Below are 17,848 nucleotides of genomic sequence, written 5' to 3'. Positions count from 1 at the left end.
GATGTCCGCGTCCGGCGGGTCCGGGCGTGAGTTCACCTATGCGGAGGTGGGAGCGAGCCTGCGTGCCTTCCGGGACGAGGCACCGCTCCCCTCCGGTTATCGACATCTGAGGGTCGAGAGCGAACTGGGCCGCGGCGACACCGTGTTCGAGGTCGCCGCGGCCCAGTTGTTCTCGTGGGACATGCACCGCGGCGCGGGCATACGGATCCCGCCCGGCACGCCCCTCGCAGTACCCGGCGTCGAAGTGGATCTCGGCTTCGGTCTCGGACCGGTGCGCGCGTCGGCGCGGTGCCGCGTGATCGAGATCGTCGACACCCCGGACATACGCGGGTTCACCTACGGCACACTCCCCGGTCATCCCGCCAGCGGCGAGGAGACCTTCGTCGTCGAGCGCACCGTGGACGGACGGGTGCGGGGAACGGTGCTCGCGTTCTCCCGCCCCGCCCGCTGGTACACGAAGCTGGCCGGTCCCGTCGGGCACCTGCTCCAGCAGCAGATCGCGCGACGTTATCTCGCGGCACTCACAGCTTGACCGTCACATCGTCGACGGCCCTGCGCAGGAACTGACGGAAGACGTCCACAGGCTGCGCACCCGACACCGCGACGGCGCGGTTGGCCACGAAGAACGGCACCCCCTGCACGCCGATCCGTCGCGCGTCGAAGAGATCGGCGGTCACGGCGTCGGCCGCCGCTTCACCGGCGGGATCGTCGCCGTCGAGCGCCGCGCGCGTCGACTCCGGATCGAGCCCGACCTCGGCGGCGACCTTCACGAGGACATCCACATCGTCGATCACCTCGCCGTCGACGAAATGCGCACGGAACAACGCTTCGAGCACCTCGTCGCGCTTGTCGCCCGCCAGATGCACGAGTCGGTGCGCATCGAAGGTGTTGGCGGCGACGACGTTGTCGAAGTCGATCTCGAGTCCAACGTCGGCAGCGGTGTCCGAGACCTGCGCGAACATCTGCCTGACCTGCTCGGCCGGCATCCCCTTCATCGCGACGAGCGCCTCCACCTCGGGGACCCGTCGCCCGACCGGCGTGTCGGGCGAGAGCTGGTACGACCTCCAGGTGACCTCGATCCGGTCGCGGTCGTCGAAGGACTCGAGGGCCTCCGCGAAGCGCCGCTTGCCGATGTAGCACCAGGGGCAGGCGATGTCGGACCAGATCTCGATGTGAGCGGTGGGGAGAAGTACGTCAGGCATGCTCATATTCGATTACAACCCGGCCCTGACGTGCTCTGTTCCCGGCCGATCGGTCCACGAACCCGTCAGCTCTCGAGCGCGGCGTCCAGGGAGATCTCGACGCCGGTGAGTGCCTTGCTCACAGGGCATCCGGCTTTCGCGTCCTCCGCGGCCTTGACGAAGCCGTCGGCGTCGAGGCCGTCGACCTCGCCCCGCACCTTCAACCGGATTCCGGTGAGTCGAAATCCGCCCGCCGGATCGGGCCCCAGCGAGACGTCGGCGGTGACCTCGAGGCTCTGCGGCGTGCCGCCCGCCTCCGCGATCAGCGCGGACAACTGCATCGCGAAGCACGACGAGTGTGCGGCGGCGATGAGCTCCTCGGGGCTGGTGGTGCCGTCCGCGTTCTCCGCCGAGCGTTTCGGGAACGACACGTCGAACGTGCCACGGCCCGAGCTGGTGAGCTCCACCTGACCGGAGCCCTTCTGCAGATCCCCGTTCCATGCGGTCCGTGCGGTACGAGTGGGCATGACCTCTCCTTCTCTGGGTGCGACAGCACTGCATGCGACAGTGCTTCACGAAGACAGTGCTTCACGAACCACACTTGCAGAGTCGTCGTGGTGGCGAGGGCCGTTCGCGCCAGAGCGTTCCTGATGTCCGGATCAGGCCGATCGCGCCCTGAGTTCGCGGTCGCGCTCACGGATCGACTGCACGGCTCCGTCCCGTTCGTAAGGCCGCACCTCGAGCCGCCGCTTCACCTCGGCGATCTCCCGCATACGCTCGGCGTGACCACGCCGGGCGGCGCGTCCGGCGCCTCCGGGCACCAGGACATTCAGGCGGTCGCGTAGGAGGTTGCGCGCGAACCACACCGGGTGCTCATCGGCATCCGCACGATCGCCCGCGCGGCGAGATCGAGCTTGTCGTAATCGACCCGGAACGGCACGCCGTCGAGGGTGGCGATGAACGCTGCCATCTCGGGCGCGGAATCGTCCACGGTCTCGATGCCGTGTTCGAGTGCCTGCTAGAACTGCGTGCGGATGCGGAGCCGGTCGCGGCGTATCGCGGCGACCAGATCGTCGGCCACGGGATCGCAGGTGTGCGCGAACTTGGCGAACGCCCGGGACTGGGCCCTGGTGGGCCGCACCGAGTCGCCGACGAGCAACGACATCGCCAGACGCGGGCCGCCTTCTCGCAGGATCGGCTTCGGTGCGAGTCGATCGGTTCGGTCGTGCAGGTGGGCAGTCGACGATGCATCGATCGTCACGTTCCCTCCTCGTCCGGATTCGGGGACCGACCATGACGAGGATTCCACAATTAGTACACACTTAATTCCGGAATTGGTCGATTCCGGAAGTCTGGTCGTGTTGTGCCACACTCGACGATGTGTCCGAGCCCGAAGCCACCCGCGCGTATCGCGGCGTCGCCCCGGCCGACCGGCGCGCCGAACGCCGCAAGCGTCTCCAGAACGCGGTGATCGACGTCGTCGCCGACGAGGGCTGGTCGGCGACGACGGTACGGAAGGTCGCGGCCACCGCGGGAGTCGGCCCCCGCTTCTTCTACGAGAGCTTCACCGACATGACCGACCTCGTCACCACCGCCTACGACGAGCTCGGTGCGACCCTGCTCGAACGCGCCGTCGACGCCATCGCGGCGGCCCCCGACGAGCTGCACGCCAAGGCACGCGCCGCGGTGGGAGCGATCGTCGGCGCCGTCGAACGCAACCCCCAGCAGGGTCGCTTCCTCATCTCCGACGCGCCCCCGCTCGCCGAGCGGAAGAGCGCGTTCATCCGGTCCGCCGCCGACGAACTCGCCAAGCAGAGCGACGCGATGGGCACCCGCCTCGACTCCCGGCAGGCCGAACTGCGTGCGGTGGTCGTCATGGCCGGCGCCGTCGAGCTCGTCCGCGGCTGGCTCGACGGCACGCTCGACATCCGTCCCGACGAACTCACCGAGATCGTCGCCAGCACCCTGTCGACACTCACCGCGCACATGCCGACCATCGGCAGATAAGCAGGCGGCAAGGTCGGCCGCGACCCGCGGCAGGGCAGATCGGCCGGAAAGAAGATCTCTGCTCAGCCCTGCACCGCGGCAGACAACCCGCTCAGAGCCTGGTCGACGTGGGCGGGCCACTCCCGGGCGTCGATCCGATGCACGCCCGCCTCCCCCGCGAACGCACTCGAGACCACCACATCGGGTTCCGTCTTCGCCAGCAGGCGCAGACTGTCGGCGAGCACACGGGCGTCGCTCATCCCCTCGATGTAGCCGGCCCGCCACGTCCCCGAAGCACCGCGGTACAGCGTGTCGCCGGTGAACAGGTAGCGGGTCCCGTCCGCGCCGGGCACCAGATAGCAGGTGCTGCCCACCGTGTGCCCGGGCGTCGGAACGATCTCCACCCCGTTGTCGTCCACATGACGTTCCGTCAGGGGGACGTCGATGCGGGCGTGCCGGCCGACCACGTCGGCCTCCGCCGCTGCCGCGTGGAGTCTCGCCCCGAAGCGCTCGGCGATTCTGCCGAGCATCGGACCGGCCTCGTCCTGGTGGGACAGGTACTGGTCGGTGATCCCCCCGAGGCGGTCCAGTTCGTCGAAATCGGCCTCACCCGCGACCGAGTAGAAGAGCACGTTGTTCGTCCCGGTCCACAGATAGGCGTGCGTCCTCAGCCCCGGGAACGGATTGTCCTCCTGCGTCTCCCACAGATCGGGCAGTACTTGCCGCATCGCGATACCTCCTGGTCGTCGTCCGGTCACCACCACCGTGCAACCTCGAGCCGACTGGAGGTCAAGTGCGTCGGACGACGAGAGGGGCGACACCCTCTCGGGTGCCGCCCCTCTCGGTACAGCAGGTGCCTGCTCCCACAGGCAGCAACACGTGCCTGCTCCCACAGGCAGCGGACGCTTATCCGGCTTCGGACTCGCCCTCGCTGGACTTGGCCAGCGCGACCGCCGGGGTGTCCGGGACCTCGGCCGGCTTCTCGCTCGGCGTGAACGTGAACTTCGCGTTCTCGCCGGCACCCTCGCCGTCCCAGCCCTCGACGTCGACGAGGACGATCTGGCCTGCGCCGACCTCGCCGAACAGGATCTTCTCGGAGAGCTGATCCTCGATCTCGCGCTGGATCGTGCGACGCAGCGGACGTGCGCCGAGCACCGGGTCGAAGCCGCGCTTGGCGAGCAGCGACTTCGCCTTCTCGGTGAGCTCGATACCCATGTCCTTGTTCTTCAGCTGCGCCTCCACACGTCCGATCATCAGGTCGACCATCTGGATGATCTGATCCTGCGTGAGCTGGTGGAAGACGATGATGTCGTCGATACGGTTGAGGAACTCGGGCCGGAAGTGCTTCTTCAGCTCGTCGTGGACCTTGTTCTTCATCCGCTCGTAGTTCGACGCCTCGCCCGTTCCGGCCGAGAAGCCGAGCCCGACGGCCTTCGAGATATCGGCGGTGCCCAGGTTCGACGTGAAGATCAGCACGGTGTTCTTGAAGTCGACCGTGCGTCCCTGGCCGTCGGTGAGGCGACCGTCCTCGAGGACCTGCAGGAGGGTGTTGTAGATCTCCTGGTGGGCCTTCTCGATCTCGTCGAACAGAACCACGGAGAACGGCTTGCGGCGCACCTTCTCGGTGAGCTGGCCGCCCTCTTCGTAGCCGACGTAGCCGGGAGGAGCACCGAACAGGCGCGAGGCGGTGAAGCGGTCGTGGAACTCGCCCATGTCGATCTGGATGAGCGCGTCGTCCTCGCCGAACAGGAAGTTCGCGAGCGCCTTGGACAGCTCCGTCTTACCCACACCGGACGGGCCGGCGAAGATGAACGAACCGGACGGACGCTTCGGGTCCTTCAGGCCGGCACGCGTACGACGGATTGCCTTGGCGACGGCCTTGACGGCGTCCTCCTGGCCGATGATCCGCTTGTGCAGCTCGTCCTCCATGCGGAGCAGACGCGTGGTCTCCTCCTCGGTGAGCTTGAACACCGGGATACCGGTCCAGTTGGCGAGGACCTCGGCGATCTGCTCCTCGTCGACCTCGGCGATGACGTCGAGATCGCCCGCACGCCACTGCTTCTCGCGCTCGGCACGCTGCGCGACGAGCTGCTTCTCCTTGTCGCGCAGGCTCGCGGCCTTCTCGAAGTCCTGCGCGTCGATCGCCGATTCCTTCTCGCGACGGGCGTCGGCGATCTTGTCGTCGAACTCGCGCAGGTCCGGCGGCGCGGTCATGCGACGGATGCGCATGCGGGCACCGGCCTCGTCGATGAGGTCGATCGCCTTGTCCGGCAGGAAGCGGTCGTTGATGTAGCGGTCGGCGAGAGTGGCCGACGCGACGAGCGCCTTGTCGGTGATCGAGACGCGGTGGTGCGCCTCGTAGCGGTCGCGCAGACCCTTCAGGATCTCGATGGTGTGCTCCACCGTCGGCTCCCCGACCTGCACCGGCTGGAAGCGGCGCTCGAGAGCGGCGTCCTTCTCGATGTACTTGCGGTACTCGTCGAGGGTCGTCGCACCGATGGTCTGCAGCTCACCGCGGGCGAGCTTGGGCTTGAGGATCGACGCAGCGTCGATCGCGCCCTCGGCGGCACCGGCACCGACGAGCGTGTGCAGCTCGTCGATGAACAGGATGATGTCGCCGCGGCTGTTGATCTCCTTGAGGACCTTCTTCAGGCGTTCCTCGAAATCGCCGCGGTAACGGCTGCCGGCGACGAGCGAGCCCAGGTCGAGCGTGTAGAGCTGCTTGTCCTTGAGGGTCTCGGGGACTTCACCGTTGACGATGGCCTGCGCGAGGCCCTCGACGACGGCGGTCTTGCCGACACCCGGCTCGCCGATGAGCACCGGGTTGTTCTTCGTACGACGCGACAGCACCTGCATGACGCGCTCGATCTCCTTCGCCCGGCCGATGACCGGGTCGAGCTTGCCTTCGAGAGCTGCCTGCGTGAGGTTGCGGCCGAACTGGTCCAGGACGAGCGACGTGGACGGAGTGCCGGTCTCGCCACGGCTCGTGCCGGATTCTGCGGGCTCCTTGCCCTGGTAACCGGACAGCAGCTGGATGACCTGCTGACGCACCCGGTTGAGGTCGGCGCCGAGCTTGACGAGCACCTGCGCCGCCACGCCCTCACCCTCGCGGATGAGACCGAGCAGGATGTGTTCGGTACCGATGTAGTTGTGTCCGAGCTGGAGCGCTTCGCGAAGGCTCAGCTCGAGGACCTTCTTGGCACGAGGAGTGAAGGGAATGTGCCCCGAGGGCGCCTGCTGACCCTGGCCGATGATCTCTTCGACCTGGCTGCGCACACCTTCGAGGGAGATACCCAACGACTCGAGCGACTTCGCCGCCACACCCTCACCCTCGTGGATGAGGCCGAGGAGGATGTGCTCCGTGCCGATGTAGTTGTGGTTGAGCATCCTGGCCTCTTCTTGAGCCAGGACAACGACGCGCCGCGCGCGATCGGTGAACCTTTCGAACATCGCACTCCCTCACACTCTCCGGCCGCCGGTCCGGTACGCCGATCGTCCCGCACCCTGCTGCCGCTCTTAAGCTCCGGCACTCGAGTCGTTCGTCGGAACCTTTCAGAGGTTCCAAGCTCCCACTCCACACTCTAGTGGCCGTGGTATCGACTCGCTTTCCCTCTACCCTTCGGAAGGCGGCGAGAAAACCCGGTTTCAGAAGTCAACGCTGCACGTGGCGGATACGTTTCCGCAAGCTGTACGCCACAAGCGAACAAAGGCTGTGGGGGATCAACGGGCGAAGAATCGCTCGATCCTGCGTCCGAAGCTCCGCGAGGCGCGTTCGGGATCGGCCAGAGCACTTTCTGCGAGGACACTGTCCTCGTCCGACACCGTACCCGGTTCGAACGGCCGCAGCGAACGTCCCGGACCGCGCAACCGTTCGATGACGGAGATGAGCGAACCACCGTCCTTCGTGGCCTCCGCGATCACCTCGGGGTCGACGTCGAGATGTTCCGCCACCAGGATGTTGCGCAGCTCGACGGCGGCGCGGCCGACCGCGTCCCCGGGTTCGGCGGACTCGATGGCCAGGTCGCATTCGGTGTCGAAGCCCATCGAACGGTTGTTCAGGTTCGACGACCCGATCCGCAGCAACGTCTCGTCCATGACGACGACCTTCGCGTGCACGTAGATCGGCTCCCCGCCGGCGGTGACGGGATAGTAGGCGGCGAAACGGCCGTGCACGTCGGCCTCCCACAGCATGTGCAGCAGGGCCCGCCGGGCACCGTCCATGGCCTTGCGTTCGAGCCAGCCGTCGGCGTTGCGTGGGATCACCACCACGATCTCGGGGCCGTCCGGTTCCTGCAGTCGCTCGGCGAGAGCCTCCGCGATCCTGCGCGAAGCGAGGTACTGGCTCTCGAGGTAGAGAGTGTGCCGCGCCTTCTCGATCACCGACAGGTACAGCGCCTCGATCTCGTGGACGCCGTCCTTCCCGTCGTAGGCGGGCAGCGTGCGCGCGATGCCCACGTCCACGCCGCGGAGGGTCGGCTCGAGATCGTCGGGCCAGATCGGCTCCGGCTCCGGCACGGGATCGAGCTCCTCCCCCGTGGCCGCCTTCCACCGGGCGCGGGCCTGGTCACCGAGGGCCCGCGCGGCGTCGCCGTCGACGGCGGTCGTCACGTCGTGCCACGGTCCGTAGCGTTTACCGCTCGGCTCCCGCCGGTATTTGCTCCGGTCCGGATGATCCGGGGTGTCCCAGCGGTCGACGGTCATATCGATACCGCCACAGAAAGCGATGCTGTCGTCGACAACGAGAATTTTCTGATGGTGCGCCGCGCCCACGGGATGCGCCCCGTCGATTTCGAAGTGCAGGCTCGGGTCGGTGAGCCAATCGAGCACGAACACCGGCGTCATTCCGCGTGCGAGGGCACTGAACGCACCGATGTTCCACTTGAGCAGATAAATATCGAGACCGGGTCGACGTTCGGGAAGCCATTCGAGGAATTCACCGAGTTTGTTCGGTCCCTCGAGAGTTGCACCCTCGGGTTCGAACTTGATCCGGGTGTCGAAATCCCACCCGATCAGCATGATGCGTTTTTCCGCCCGGAGCATCGCCGCCTTGGCGTGACGGAAATAGTCGGCGGCGTCGACTATGCAGGTCAACCTCTCCGCTCGCGCAATTCGCCAGCAGGTGGAACCCGGTTCGAGCACGGTCTCGGCCATGAGCGGATGCTACTCCCCGACCGCATCGTGCCGGGTCGTCCGCACGATCGACGTGTGTGACGGGCGCCACTGTGTCACAACCCAACCCGTCCACCGACGACTGTGGGGCGCCGTCCACGGATGGACGACGCCCCACGAACGAGGATTCGTCAGTGCGCTTTGTTGTACGCCTCGACGATCTCCGCAGAGATTCGGCCACGGGCCGACACCGGCAGATCGTTGTTCCGTGCCCATTCACGGATAGCGGCCGTCTGTTCGCGACCGGCACTTCCGGATCCGCTCTTGCGCGCAGCCGGCGCAGTTCCGGCAGCGGTCTTGTTCCGCTTGCGGCCGCCGACCTTACGAGCGTGTTCGATCCAGAATTCCAACTGCTCGCGCAGCCGTGCCGCATTGTCCTCGGAAAGGTCGATCTCGTACGTCACTCCGTCGAGACCGAACTCCACCGATTCGTCCGCCGCCGACTCCTGATCCACATCGTCGATCAGGGTGACAGTGACTTTTTTCGCCATGTGGTGTAAATCCTCTCAAATGCGCTTCCCCCGCGGGACGGGCACCACACTACCCGCCGATTAACGCATCGCAATATGGAGCGGCGAAATCCGATTAACGGGTGTTCGGTCGAACAATCGGGAACAAGATTGTTTCGCGGATTCCCAGACCGGTAAGTGCCATCAGCAGACGGTCGATTCCCATTCCGGTACCGGTGGTCGGCGGCATTCCCTGTTCCATCGCGGCGAGGAAGTCCTCGTCGAGAGCCATTGCCTCGTCGTCCCCTTCCGAGGCCAGACGCGCCTGGTCGACGAAACGCTCGCGCTGGATCACCGGATCGACGAGTTCCGAGTAACCCGTGGCGAGTTCGAAACCTCGGACGTACAGATCCCATTTCTCGGTGACCCCGCGCACCGTGCGGTGATCGCGTGTCAACGGCGACGTCTCCACGGGGAAATCACGCACGAAGGTCGGCTCGTGCAGCTGGTCGCCGCACATGTGCTCCCAGAGCTCCTCGACGAGCTTGCCGTGACCCCAGCCCTTGCCCTCGGGAATCTCCAGACCGACACGATCCGCGAGAGCCGTCAATTCCTCCAGTGTGGTGTCGGGGGTCACGTCCGTGCCGATCGCCTCGGACAGCGAGGGATACATTTCGAGAGTTTTCCATTCACCCCCGAAGTCGTATTCCGTACCGTCGGCGAGCGTCACCACATGGGTGCCGAAGACCCCGAACGCGACCTCCTGGATGATCTCGCGGATCATCCGCGCCGAATCATCGTAGGTTCCGTACGCCTCGTACGTTTCGAGCATCGAGAATTCCGGCGAGTGCGTCGAGTCGGCACCCTCGTTACGGAAATTGCGGTTGATCTCGAAGACCTTCTCGATACCGCCGACGACGCAGCGCTTGAGGAACAGTTCCGGCGCGATACGCAGGTACAGATCGATGTCGAGTGCGTTCGAGTGCGTCACGAACGGGCGGGCCGCCGCACCGCCGTGCAGGGTCTGCAGCATGGGCGTCTCGACCTCGAGGAAGCCGCGACGCTCGAGCGCGTTGCGCAGCTCGCGCACCACCGCGACACGCATGCGTGCATTGCGACGTGCTTCGGGACGCACGATGAGGTCGACGTAGCGCTGACGCACCCGCGCCTCTTCGTTCATCTCCTTGTGCGCGACCGGCAGCGGACGCAGCGCCTTCGACGCCATGGTCCACGAGTCGGCCATGACGCTGAGCTCACCCCGACGGGAGCTGATGACCTCGCCGTGCACGAACACGATGTCGCCGAGGTCGACCTCGGACTTCCAGGCGGCGAGCGCCTCCTCGCCGACGCCGGCGAGGCTGAGCATGACCTGCAGCTGGGTGCCGTCGCCCTCCTGCAACGTCGCGAAGCACAGCTTGCCGGTGTTGCGCGAGAACATCACACGGCCGGCAACGCCCACGACGGTGCCGGTGGCGGTGTCGGGCTCGAGGTCGGGATACTCGGCGCGGATCTCCGCGAGCGTATGGGTGCGCGGGATCTCGACGGGATAGGCCTCCGAACCCTGTGCCAGGAGCCGTTCGCGCTTCTCGCGGCGAACCCGCATCTGCTCGGGGGTGTCGTCGGGCTGCTGAACGGTGGCATCACTCACGGGTAACCAGACTATCGGACACCCGAGGTCACCATTCCTGCAGATGCGCGCTTTCAGTGAGCGGTGACCCGCGCCACGTCCTGCGCGACGTGCTGGGCCTCGGCGACTGCGCCGACCAGGCGGGCCGCGCGGATGGCGTCGTAGCCTCCGACGAGGTGGGTGACCCGGCGCAAACCCTGCGCGTGCAGTTCGGTGACCACACCGTGCGAGCTCGCGCCGTCCGACGAGACGAGGATCCATTCGACGTCGCGGTCGACGGCGAGGGCGAGACGGCCCGGGCCGCCCGGATCGAGTCGCTCGGCGACGAGATCGGCGGAGATGGCCAGTGCACCGGGAAGTGTTCCCTGAGCGGCACGCTCGGCGTTCGAGCGGATGTCGACGATGACGGCGCCGCGGGCGACCGCTGCGGACAGTTCGGTGGGGTACGTGCGCTCGACGGCGAGCCGGTGGAAGGCGACCGGAGCAGTAGCGGTAACCGTAGAAGCGGCCACCGGAGCAGCGGCGGAAACAGAAGTGGTGGAAAGAAGCGCAGCGCGCATGAGAAAACTCCCAGGAATGTGTTATCGGTCGAGGCGGCGGTCAGCCCCGACAACACTCCTGGGTGCTCATGCAACGGATCACGAGGAACATCTTTACACAGAATGACGCTCAGCGGAACCCGCAGTTCCGCGTGCCGCTCGTCTCACCTGGTTCCGCTCGTACACCAGACGCAGCCCCTCGAGGGTCAGATCCGGCTCGTGGTGCTCGAGGGTGCGCGACTCCGGCATGATCAGCGGCGCACTGTCGCCGGTGCCGATGACGGCCACGTCGTCGCCGTCGAAACCGGGCACCTCGGCGCAGATGCGCCGCACGATGCCGTCGACCATCCCGGCGAACCCGAAGACGGCCCCGGACTGCATGCACTCGACGGTGTTCTTTCCCAGAACACCTCGGGGACGGAGCAATTCGACCTTCCGCAGCGCCGCCGACCGCGACGCCAGCGCATCCATCGAGATCTCCACACCCGGAGCGATGGACCCGCCGAGGAACTCCCCCTTGCCCGACACGACGTCGACGCACGTGGAGGTCCCGAAATCCACGACGATGCACGGGGATCCGTAGAAGTGGTAGGCCGCCAGACTGTTGACGATGCGGTCGGCGCCGACCTCCTTCGGGTTGTCCACGAGCAGCGGCACTCCCGTGCGCACCCCCGGCTCCACCACTACGTGCGGCACCGACGACCAGTAGCGGTCGAGCATGACGCGCACCTCACGTAGCACCGACGGCACGGTCGACAACGCCGCCACCCCGGTGACCTGCTCAGCAGATTCGCCGAGCAGACCGCGGAACAGCAGGGCGATCTCGTCAGCGGTCATCCTGGGGTCGGTACGGACGCGCCAGTCGCGCAGCAGCCGCGCGTGCGAGCCGCTGCCCGCGAACACCCCCAGGACGATATTGGTGTTGCGGACGTCGACGGTGAGGAGCACCTCTAGACCAGGGACGGGGAGTCGAGAGTCGACAGCATCCGCGGCGTGATCAGGCCCGAGCCCTCGGGAGCGTGGGCGGGATCGTTGCCGAGCTCGACCTGGCGGTTGTCGGCGTCGACGAACACCACGCGCGGGTCGTAGTCCTTGCACTCCTGCTCGTTCATCACGCCGTAGGCGATGAGGATGACGAGATCGCCGGGGCTGACGAGACGTGCTGCGGCACCGTTGATCCCGATGACGCCCGATCCACGCTCACCGGCGATGACGTACGTCTCGAGCCGGGCGCCGTTGTCGATGTCGACGATGCAGACCTGCTCGCCCTCGAGCAGATCCGCGGCGTCCATCAGATCCTGGTCGACGGTCACCGAACCGACATAATGCAGATCCGCGTGGGTGACGGTGGCGCGGTGGATCTTCGACTTCATCATGGTGCGGAACATGCTCGTCCTCGGCTTCTTTCTCGTTTCCAAATTCGATCGGTGGGTCAGCGGTTCGTCAGGTTGTCTTCGGCGTCGGGATCCACCGGACCGGTGGCTCGTTCGAGGAAGCCGGTGCCGACGGCGACCCCGACGTTGTCGATGAGGCGTGTGGAGCCGAGTCGTGCGGCGACGAGCAGTCGGCCGTCGCCGCGTTCGGGTGCCGGCCCCAGATCGGCGCCGCGCACCTCGAGATAGTCCACCTCGATCTGCGGACTCTGCGCGAGCACGTCGCGTGCCGTGGACAAGATCGCCTCGGCTCCGCCCGCTGCGGCGTGTGCGCCGGCGACGAGCGCCGCAGACAGCGTGGTCGCGATCTCGCGCTGCTCGGGGTCGAGATAGCGGTTGCGGGAGGACAGCGCGAGCCCGTCCTGTTCGCGCACGGTGGGAACGCCGAGGATGCGGATGTCGAGATTCAGGTCGGCGACCATCTGACGGATCAGGGTGAGCTGCTGGTAGTCCTTCTCACCGAAGAACGCCGTGTTGGGACCGACGATGTTGAACAGCTTCGCGACGACCGTCAGCATGCCCGCGAAATGACCGGGACGCGCAGCACCTTCGAGCTCCGACCCGAGTGGACCCGGGTGGATCGTGGTGCGCGGGCCCTGCGGGTACATCGCCGAGACCGTCGGCACGAAGGCGAGTTCGACGCCCGCTTCGCGGAGCAGTTCGAAGTCGGCGTCGAGAGTGCGCGGGTAGGCGTCGAGATCTTCGTTCTTCCCGAACTGCAGCGGGTTGACGAAGATCGACACGACCACGACGGCCCCGGTGAGCTTGGCCTGGCGCACGAGTTCGAGGTGACCGGTGTGCAGCGCACCCATCGTCGGTACGAGTGCGACGGTGCGGCCGACGCCGCGCAGAGCCCGGGTGACCTTGGTCAGGCCTGCGGGATCGTGGTGAACGGTCAGTTCACCTCGCACGTATCCGCGCTGTCCTGCTTCACTCACCGTATTCAGCTCCTTCGAGAATTGCCATCAGTTCCGGCTTCGACCCGGTCCGTTGCGCCGATCGCAGCGACAGCGCGCGGTACCCGGCGGCGATCAGCGGGTCGACGGCCTCGAGCGCACGCAGGTGCGCGGCCACGGCGTCGGCATCGCCGCGCGCGACCGGCCCGGTGAGGGCCGAGGGCCCGCGCCGCAGCACGTTGTCGAGCGCTGCGGAGAGCAACGGCTGCAACACCCGTTCGGCGACTCCACCGGGGGCGTCGTCGACGAGTTGCTGGCCGAGCAGCTCCTCCCCCTGCAGGGCGCTGCGCAGTGCCTCGACGGCGTCGGCGACCAGCGTGACCAGGTGGTTGCTGCCGTGCGCGAGCGCAGCGTGGTAGGTCATGCGCATGGACTCGGGGACGCGGACCGGCTCGCCGCCGATCTCGAGGACGAGGGACTGCGCGATGGCGTAGCCGATCTCGTCGGCGGCCGTGATGCCGAAGCACGCGGAGGAGAGCCGGTCGATGTCCTCGTCGTGGCCGGTGAAGGTCATCGCGGGATGGATCGCGAGCGGCACGGCGCCCTGCTCGGTCAGCGGCTCGAGGATCGCGGTGCCGTGAGCACCGGAGACGTGGACGACGATCGTGCCGGCGGCGACCGAACCGGTGGCTGCGAGGCCCTTGACCAGGGACGACAGTTCGGTGTCGGGAACGGCGAGAAGAAGGAGATTGCAGCGGCCGGCAACCTCGTCGACCGGCAGGATCTGCGAATCCGGCAGGCGCGTGGCGGCACGGTGCCGCGAGACGTCGGAGACGGCCGAGCAGGCCACGACGACATGACCAACGCGTTCGAAAGCTGCGCCGAGTGCAGTGCCGACCCGTCCGGCGGACACGATTCCTACCGACAGGCGCGCAGGCGCGGGTGCGTTGGTGATCCCGAAGGAATTCACGGGAGTCCTCTCGTTCGTTCCAGTCCCGCTCAGCGGGTACCGGACGTTCCGCTCGACAATAGCGCGCGTTTTCCGGGGCTCGCCACGGTCGGGCCGAGTGATCTGCGCCTCATCGTCCGAGGTGGGGCGGGTGCGACCTGCCGCGCGATCGCCCCGCGATCAGCGCTCGGCCGACAACGACGCGAGGATCTCCGCAACCGTCCGGCCCTCACCGTCGGCGCGACGGCGCCGGGAGCGACGTCCGGACGATTCGTGGTCGTCCTCGTCGTCCTCCTGGGTCGTTTCCGCAGCTCCAGCGGCCTTCGCGGCGGTGTCCTTCCCCTCCGCGGGGTCATCGCCCTTCGTCTTCGCTCCGGCCCCGTCTGCGTCCGTTTGCGGGTCGGGATCGGATCCGGACTCGTGCTTGCCGGGCTTCTGCGGCTCCGGCTTCCCGTCCGCCGCCTTCTCGGCGCTCGCGACCTTCGCGTCCCCGGTCTTCGGGTCCTCGGTCTTCGGGTCCCCTGTCTTCGTGTGTCCGACCTTCTGATCCTCGACTTCCGCGTCCTCGATCTCGGCGTCCTCGACGTCCGGTCCTACGGCCGCTTTTCCAGCCGTCGCCTTCTCGACCGTGACCTTCCCGGTAGCGGACTTCCCCGTCGCAGAATCAACCTTCGCCTGTTTCTCGGCACGCGGTTCTTCGACATCACCCTTCGCGGACGTCTTCTCCGACGCCTCCGCCGCCCGCATGGCCGCCTCGACCGACTCGGTCTCCGCGGTGACCGGCTCGTCGTCGGGAGAGGCGAAGGCCGGTCCCGACGGACGCGGAGCGGACACCCGCGCCGCCTCGCTCAGTCCACGCAGCTTCTCCGCCTGGCCCTCGAGGGCGACGACATCGTCGGGGAGCCGGCCGTCGAACAACATCTCGAGCGTGCGGCGCAGGGTGGCCAGCTCGGTGCGCAGGGCCGCCATCTCCCCGGCGTCGAGCTTCAGATCGGCACGGACCTTCTCCTCGACGGTCAGCTCGTACTCGCGCCGCGCCGCGATCTCCCGTTGCAACTGCAGTTCGTAGACCGTCTTCAGGTCGTCGGCCTTCGCCCGATCGAGCGCCGATTCCCGGCGGTACTTGTTCATCGCGATGGCTCCGACAGTGGCAGCCCACAGGGCGACGACCACCGCGACACGCAGCAATTGCACGCTCTCACTGAAGATCAACAGCAGCGAGGCGATCATCGCCAGAGCGAGCAGACCGGCCACGATCATCGAGCCGGTACTGCGCCACGGACGGCGATTCCTGTCTGGTCGCGCCGAGGTTGCCATGACCATCAGGGTACTTGGGTGGGTCCTCGGATCGGAGCCGGACGACACGCCCTTCCCCACCCCGAAATCCGATGTCAGAGCGCCGGTTCGTTCGGTTCGTCGGGGTCTTCCGGTGTCCGGCAACAGTATTCGAGCCACAACGCGGCCGCCGCCAGCGCTATGCCGGCGAGGGCTCCGACGAGCACCCCCGACGTGTCGTCGGTGGCGGCCTGCACGACGCCGCGTTGCGGTACGAGATACAGCAGGAAACCGGCCCACACTCCGGCGCTCGCGGCACCCACCAGTGCGGACGCCTTGGCGAGCGCGACCGCGCGGGCGGCGGTGATGGGATGCAACCTGCCGGGGCCCTCACCGATCTCGTGCTTGCCGACCCGCGACCGGATCATGAACGCCAGGATCACCTCGATGACCGCGACGGGATACAGCGAGGCTCCCGCGTAGACGGGGATGGGCGGCAGCGAACCGTACATTGTGCGGACGAGCAACCACGCGACGATCGCTGCCAGCACGGCCAGCGCCAGCAGATCTCGGATCCGGGTCTGTTTCAGCACTCGGCGTGTCCCTGGGTCTTCGGCCCGGCCAGCGCCAGGTCGGTGCGGTGCACACCTTCCCGTTCGGCGGCGTCGAGTTCGTCTAGCCAGTCGCCGATGCCCAGCCGCCGGCCCTCGGCGGTGAGCACGGCCTCGGGTTCGACGTCGAGCCACGGGACGAGCACGAACGCCCGCTGGTGTGCGCGCGGGTGCGGCAGGATCAGTTCCCGATCGTCGCTGCGCACCTCACCCTCGCCGCTGACGCAGGTCACGACGTCGACGTCGAGGCTGCGCGGACCCCAGCGCTGGATCCGGACGCGTTCGGCGGCCTCCTCGAGTTCCTGGCCGAACCGCAGCCAGTCGCGCGGACCGAAGGCGGCATCCTCCGCGACGACGACCGCGTTCAGGAAATCCTCCTGTTCGACGCCGCCCCACGGTGCCGTCGAGTACACCGCCGAGACGGCGACGGCCCGCTCGCCCAATGCGTCGACGACCGACCGCAGGTGCGCGAGCCGGTCGCCGATGTTCGATCCGATGGACAGCACGGCACGACTCATCAGGCGCTCCCCGTCGCATCGCTGCGGGAGCGGTCGATCACCACGGTGACGTCGCCGAAGGTCAGCGGGATCGGCGCCGACGGCTTGTGGAGCGTGACCTCCACCCGGGCGACACGCGGGTCGGTGAGCACCTCGTCGGCGATCTCCCCCGCGACCGTCTCGATGAGATCGCGGCCCGGACCGGCGATGATCGCCGCGGCTCGCTCGGCGAGTTCGCCGTAGTGCAGCGTGTCGGCCAGCTCGTCGGATGCCGCAGCCGGCGCGAGATCGAGCCACACGACGATGTCGACGACGAAGTCCTGACCGTCCCGCTTCTCGTGCTCGAAGACGCCGTGGTTGCCGCGGACCGTCAGTCCCCGTAGTTCGATGCGGTCGCTCACGCGTGCACTCCTTCCGCGCTGCCGCGCTGCCAGGCACGCACCACCGCGAGCGCGTCGCGGGATGCCTGCACGTCGTGGACGCGTACGCCCCATGCGCCGTGTGTGGCGGCGAGCGCCGAGACGACCGCCGTGGCGACCTCACGACCCGCGGGCGGGCGGACCGTGCCGTCGGGCGCCGCGAGCAGCGATCCGAGGAATCGCTTCCGGGACGCCCCGATGAGCACCGGGAAACCCAGTTCGGTGAGTTCGGGCAGGCGCTGCAGCAACTGCCAGTTGTGGTCGGGTTCCTTCACGAAACCCAAACCGGGATCGAGCACGATCTTGTCGGAGTCCACGCCTGCGGCCACCGCGATGTCGACCTGCGTGAGCAGCTCCTCGCGGACCTCGCGGACGACGTCCTCGTAGTGCGTCGAACCGCCCGCGTGGACGAACTCGCCGAGGGGACGCCAGTGCATGAGGATCCACGGCACCCCGGCCTCGGCGACCACCGCGGCCATGTCGGCGTCGGCGCGCCCACCCGAGACGTCGTTGATCATGGTCACCCCGGCCTCCACGGCCGCCTCGGCGACCGAGGCGCGCATCGTGTCGACGCTCGTGGGGATGCCTGCCTCCGCCAGAGCGGCGATGACCGGCGCCACGCGGGACGCCTCGACCTCCGGGTCGACGCGCACGGCCCCGGGCCGGGTGGACTCGCCACCCACGTCGACGATGTCGACGCCGAGCTCGCGCAGCTCGAAGCCGCGGGCTATCGCGGTCTCGCAGTCCAGATAGCGACCGCCGTCGGAGAAGGAATCACTGGTGACGTTCAGTACGCCCATCACGACAGGCCACTGTT

Annotated in this window: 21 protein-coding genes; 2 read left to right on the top strand and 19 right to left on the bottom strand. The window is 67.5% G+C overall.

Annotation, left to right across the window (positions count from 1 at the left end):
* Position 1: 1 nt before the first annotated feature.
* Complete coding sequence (locus RBB84_RS23475; protein WP_006550496.1) at positions 2-532, top strand: DUF1990 domain-containing protein; 531 nt, start codon at positions 2-4, stop codon at positions 530-532.
* Here the strand turns inward: RBB84_RS23475 and RBB84_RS23470 are convergent.
* The 4 genes from RBB84_RS23470 to RBB84_RS23455 form a co-directional block, all read right to left on the bottom strand.
* Positions 522-1,208 carry a DsbA family oxidoreductase gene (locus tag RBB84_RS23470; RefSeq protein WP_024102852.1) on the bottom strand — a complete coding sequence of 229 codons (687 nt, stop codon included), beginning with the start codon at positions 1,206-1,208 and terminating at the stop codon, positions 522-524. The two genes, RBB84_RS23475 and RBB84_RS23470, sit on opposite strands and share 11 nt — an antisense overlap.
* A 59-nt stretch (positions 1,209-1,267) precedes the next feature.
* Positions 1,268-1,708 carry an OsmC family protein gene (locus RBB84_RS23465; protein ID WP_006550498.1) on the bottom strand — a complete coding sequence of 147 codons (441 nt, stop codon included), beginning with the start codon at positions 1,706-1,708 and terminating at the stop codon, positions 1,268-1,270.
* Positions 1,709-2,010: 302 nt separating this feature from the next.
* The gene (locus tag RBB84_RS23460) at positions 2,011-2,172 is read right to left on the bottom strand and encodes a hypothetical protein (RefSeq protein ID WP_156666115.1); all 162 of its coding nucleotides are present in this window, start codon (positions 2,170-2,172) and stop codon (positions 2,011-2,013) included.
* Positions 2,173-2,199: 27 nt separating this feature from the next.
* Positions 2,200-2,442 carry a hypothetical protein gene (locus RBB84_RS23455; RefSeq protein WP_156666114.1) on the bottom strand — a complete coding sequence of 81 codons (243 nt, stop codon included), beginning with the start codon at positions 2,440-2,442 and terminating at the stop codon, positions 2,200-2,202.
* A gap of 119 nt (positions 2,443-2,561) precedes the next feature.
* Between RBB84_RS23455 and RBB84_RS23450 the strand changes: the two genes are divergently transcribed.
* Positions 2,562-3,188, top strand: a complete 627-nt coding sequence (locus RBB84_RS23450; protein WP_064256747.1) for a TetR family transcriptional regulator — start codon at positions 2,562-2,564, stop codon at positions 3,186-3,188.
* A gap of 62 nt (positions 3,189-3,250) precedes the next feature.
* Here RBB84_RS23450 and RBB84_RS23445 read toward each other — a convergent pair whose 3' ends face one another.
* The 15 genes from RBB84_RS23445 to folP all read right to left on the bottom strand — a co-directional run bounded on the left by RBB84_RS23445 (position 3,251) and on the right by folP (position 17,831).
* Complete coding sequence (locus RBB84_RS23445) at positions 3,251-3,895, bottom strand: MBL fold metallo-hydrolase (protein ID WP_064256746.1); 645 nt, start codon at positions 3,893-3,895, stop codon at positions 3,251-3,253.
* Between the two features lie 178 nt (positions 3,896-4,073).
* On the bottom strand, positions 4,074-6,617 hold the full coding sequence (locus RBB84_RS23440; protein ID WP_064256745.1) for an ATP-dependent Clp protease ATP-binding subunit: 2,544 nt from the start codon (positions 6,615-6,617) through the stop codon (positions 4,074-4,076).
* Positions 6,618-6,887: 270 nt separating this feature from the next.
* Complete coding sequence (locus RBB84_RS23435; RefSeq protein WP_033096931.1) at positions 6,888-8,318, bottom strand: phospholipase D-like domain-containing protein; 1,431 nt, start codon at positions 8,316-8,318, stop codon at positions 6,888-6,890.
* 149 nt (positions 8,319-8,467) lie between these two features.
* Positions 8,468-8,827 (bottom strand): Lsr2 family protein, encoded by a 360-nt coding sequence (locus tag RBB84_RS23430; RefSeq protein ID WP_064256744.1) that lies wholly within the window; start codon positions 8,825-8,827, stop codon positions 8,468-8,470.
* A 94-nt stretch (positions 8,828-8,921) separates the two neighbouring features.
* A complete protein-coding gene (lysS, locus tag RBB84_RS23425; RefSeq protein ID WP_019290193.1) occupies positions 8,922-10,433 on the bottom strand; it encodes a lysine--tRNA ligase in 1,512 nt (503 codons plus the stop codon).
* 53 nt (positions 10,434-10,486) lie between these two features.
* Positions 10,487-10,972 (bottom strand): rhodanese-like domain-containing protein, encoded by a 486-nt coding sequence (locus RBB84_RS23420; RefSeq protein WP_064256743.1) that lies wholly within the window; start codon positions 10,970-10,972, stop codon positions 10,487-10,489.
* 93 nt (positions 10,973-11,065) lie between these two features.
* Complete coding sequence (locus RBB84_RS23415) at positions 11,066-11,899, bottom strand: type III pantothenate kinase (RefSeq protein ID WP_064256742.1); 834 nt, start codon at positions 11,897-11,899, stop codon at positions 11,066-11,068.
* A gap of 2 nt (positions 11,900-11,901) precedes the next feature.
* Positions 11,902-12,339 (bottom strand): aspartate 1-decarboxylase, encoded by a 438-nt coding sequence (gene panD / locus RBB84_RS23410; RefSeq protein WP_006550510.1) that lies wholly within the window; start codon positions 12,337-12,339, stop codon positions 11,902-11,904.
* Between the two features lie 44 nt (positions 12,340-12,383).
* Entirely contained in the window at positions 12,384-13,322 is a 939-nt protein-coding gene (panC, locus tag RBB84_RS23405) for a pantoate--beta-alanine ligase (RefSeq protein WP_006550511.1), read from the bottom strand.
* On the bottom strand, positions 13,315-14,250 hold the full coding sequence (locus tag RBB84_RS23400) for a DUF2520 domain-containing protein (protein WP_024102843.1): 936 nt from the start codon (positions 14,248-14,250) through the stop codon (positions 13,315-13,317). The genes panC and RBB84_RS23400 overlap by 8 nt, the downstream gene beginning before the upstream one ends.
* Before the next feature lie 159 nt (positions 14,251-14,409).
* A complete protein-coding gene (locus RBB84_RS23395; protein ID WP_231912056.1) occupies positions 14,410-15,546 on the bottom strand; it encodes a DUF6779 domain-containing protein in 1,137 nt (378 codons plus the stop codon).
* Between the two features lie 74 nt (positions 15,547-15,620).
* Positions 15,621-16,097: a DUF3180 domain-containing protein gene (locus RBB84_RS23390; RefSeq protein ID WP_019290198.1), complete on the bottom strand. Its 477-nt coding sequence runs from the start codon at positions 16,095-16,097 to the stop codon at positions 15,621-15,623.
* Positions 16,091-16,633, bottom strand: coding sequence for a 2-amino-4-hydroxy-6-hydroxymethyldihydropteridine diphosphokinase (folK, locus tag RBB84_RS23385; RefSeq protein WP_024102841.1), 543 nt, complete (start codon positions 16,631-16,633; stop codon positions 16,091-16,093). Before folK ends, RBB84_RS23390 begins: the two co-directional genes overlap by 7 nt.
* A complete protein-coding gene (folB, locus tag RBB84_RS23380) occupies positions 16,633-17,013 on the bottom strand; it encodes a dihydroneopterin aldolase (RefSeq protein WP_064256740.1) in 381 nt (126 codons plus the stop codon). Before folB ends, folK begins: the two co-directional genes overlap by 1 nt.
* A complete protein-coding gene (folP, locus tag RBB84_RS23375) occupies positions 17,010-17,831 on the bottom strand; it encodes a dihydropteroate synthase (protein ID WP_197481870.1) in 822 nt (273 codons plus the stop codon). The genes folB and folP overlap by 4 nt, the downstream gene beginning before the upstream one ends.
* Positions 17,832-17,848: the final 17 nt, after the last annotated feature.

Source organism: Rhodococcus sp. D-6 (genome assembly GCF_040256695.1).
GTDB lineage: Bacteria > Actinomycetota > Actinomycetes > Mycobacteriales > Mycobacteriaceae > Rhodococcus > Rhodococcus pyridinivorans.
Note: the sequence above shows the minus strand (reverse complement) of the source record. Positions and strands in the feature narration are given on the sequence as shown.

Excerpts from the sequence above, each read along its gene's own strand:
- RBB84_RS23475 (WP_006550496.1), top strand. The coding sequence starts at position 2 with ATGTCCGCGTCCGGCGGGTCCGGGCGTGAGTTCACCTATGCGGAGGTG.
- RBB84_RS23470 (WP_024102852.1), bottom strand. The coding sequence starts at position 1,208 with ATGAGCATGCCTGACGTACTTCTCCCCACCGCTCACATCGAGATCTGG.
- RBB84_RS23465 (WP_006550498.1), bottom strand. The coding sequence starts at position 1,708 with ATGCCCACTCGTACCGCACGGACCGCATGGAACGGGGATCTGCAGAAG.
- RBB84_RS23445 (WP_064256746.1), bottom strand. The coding sequence starts at position 3,895 with ATGCGGCAAGTACTGCCCGATCTGTGGGAGACGCAGGAGGACAATCCG.
- RBB84_RS23440 (WP_064256745.1), bottom strand. The coding sequence starts at position 6,617 with ATGTTCGAAAGGTTCACCGATCGCGCGCGGCGCGTCGTTGTCCTGGCT.
- RBB84_RS23435 (WP_033096931.1), bottom strand. The coding sequence starts at position 8,318 with ATGGCCGAGACCGTGCTCGAACCGGGTTCCACCTGCTGGCGAATTGCG.
- RBB84_RS23430 (WP_064256744.1), bottom strand. The coding sequence starts at position 8,827 with ATGGCGAAAAAAGTCACTGTCACCCTGATCGACGATGTGGATCAGGAG.
- RBB84_RS23420 (WP_064256743.1), bottom strand. The coding sequence starts at position 10,972 with ATGCGCGCTGCGCTTCTTTCCACCACTTCTGTTTCCGCCGCTGCTCCG.
- panD (WP_006550510.1), bottom strand. The coding sequence starts at position 12,339 with ATGTTCCGCACCATGATGAAGTCGAAGATCCACCGCGCCACCGTCACC.
- RBB84_RS23395 (WP_231912056.1), bottom strand. The coding sequence starts at position 15,546 with ATGGCAACCTCGGCGCGACCAGACAGGAATCGCCGTCCGTGGCGCAGT.
- folK (WP_024102841.1), bottom strand. The coding sequence starts at position 16,633 with ATGAGTCGTGCCGTGCTGTCCATCGGATCGAACATCGGCGACCGGCTC.
- folP (WP_197481870.1), bottom strand. The coding sequence starts at position 17,831 with ATGGGCGTACTGAACGTCACCAGTGATTCCTTCTCCGACGGCGGTCGC.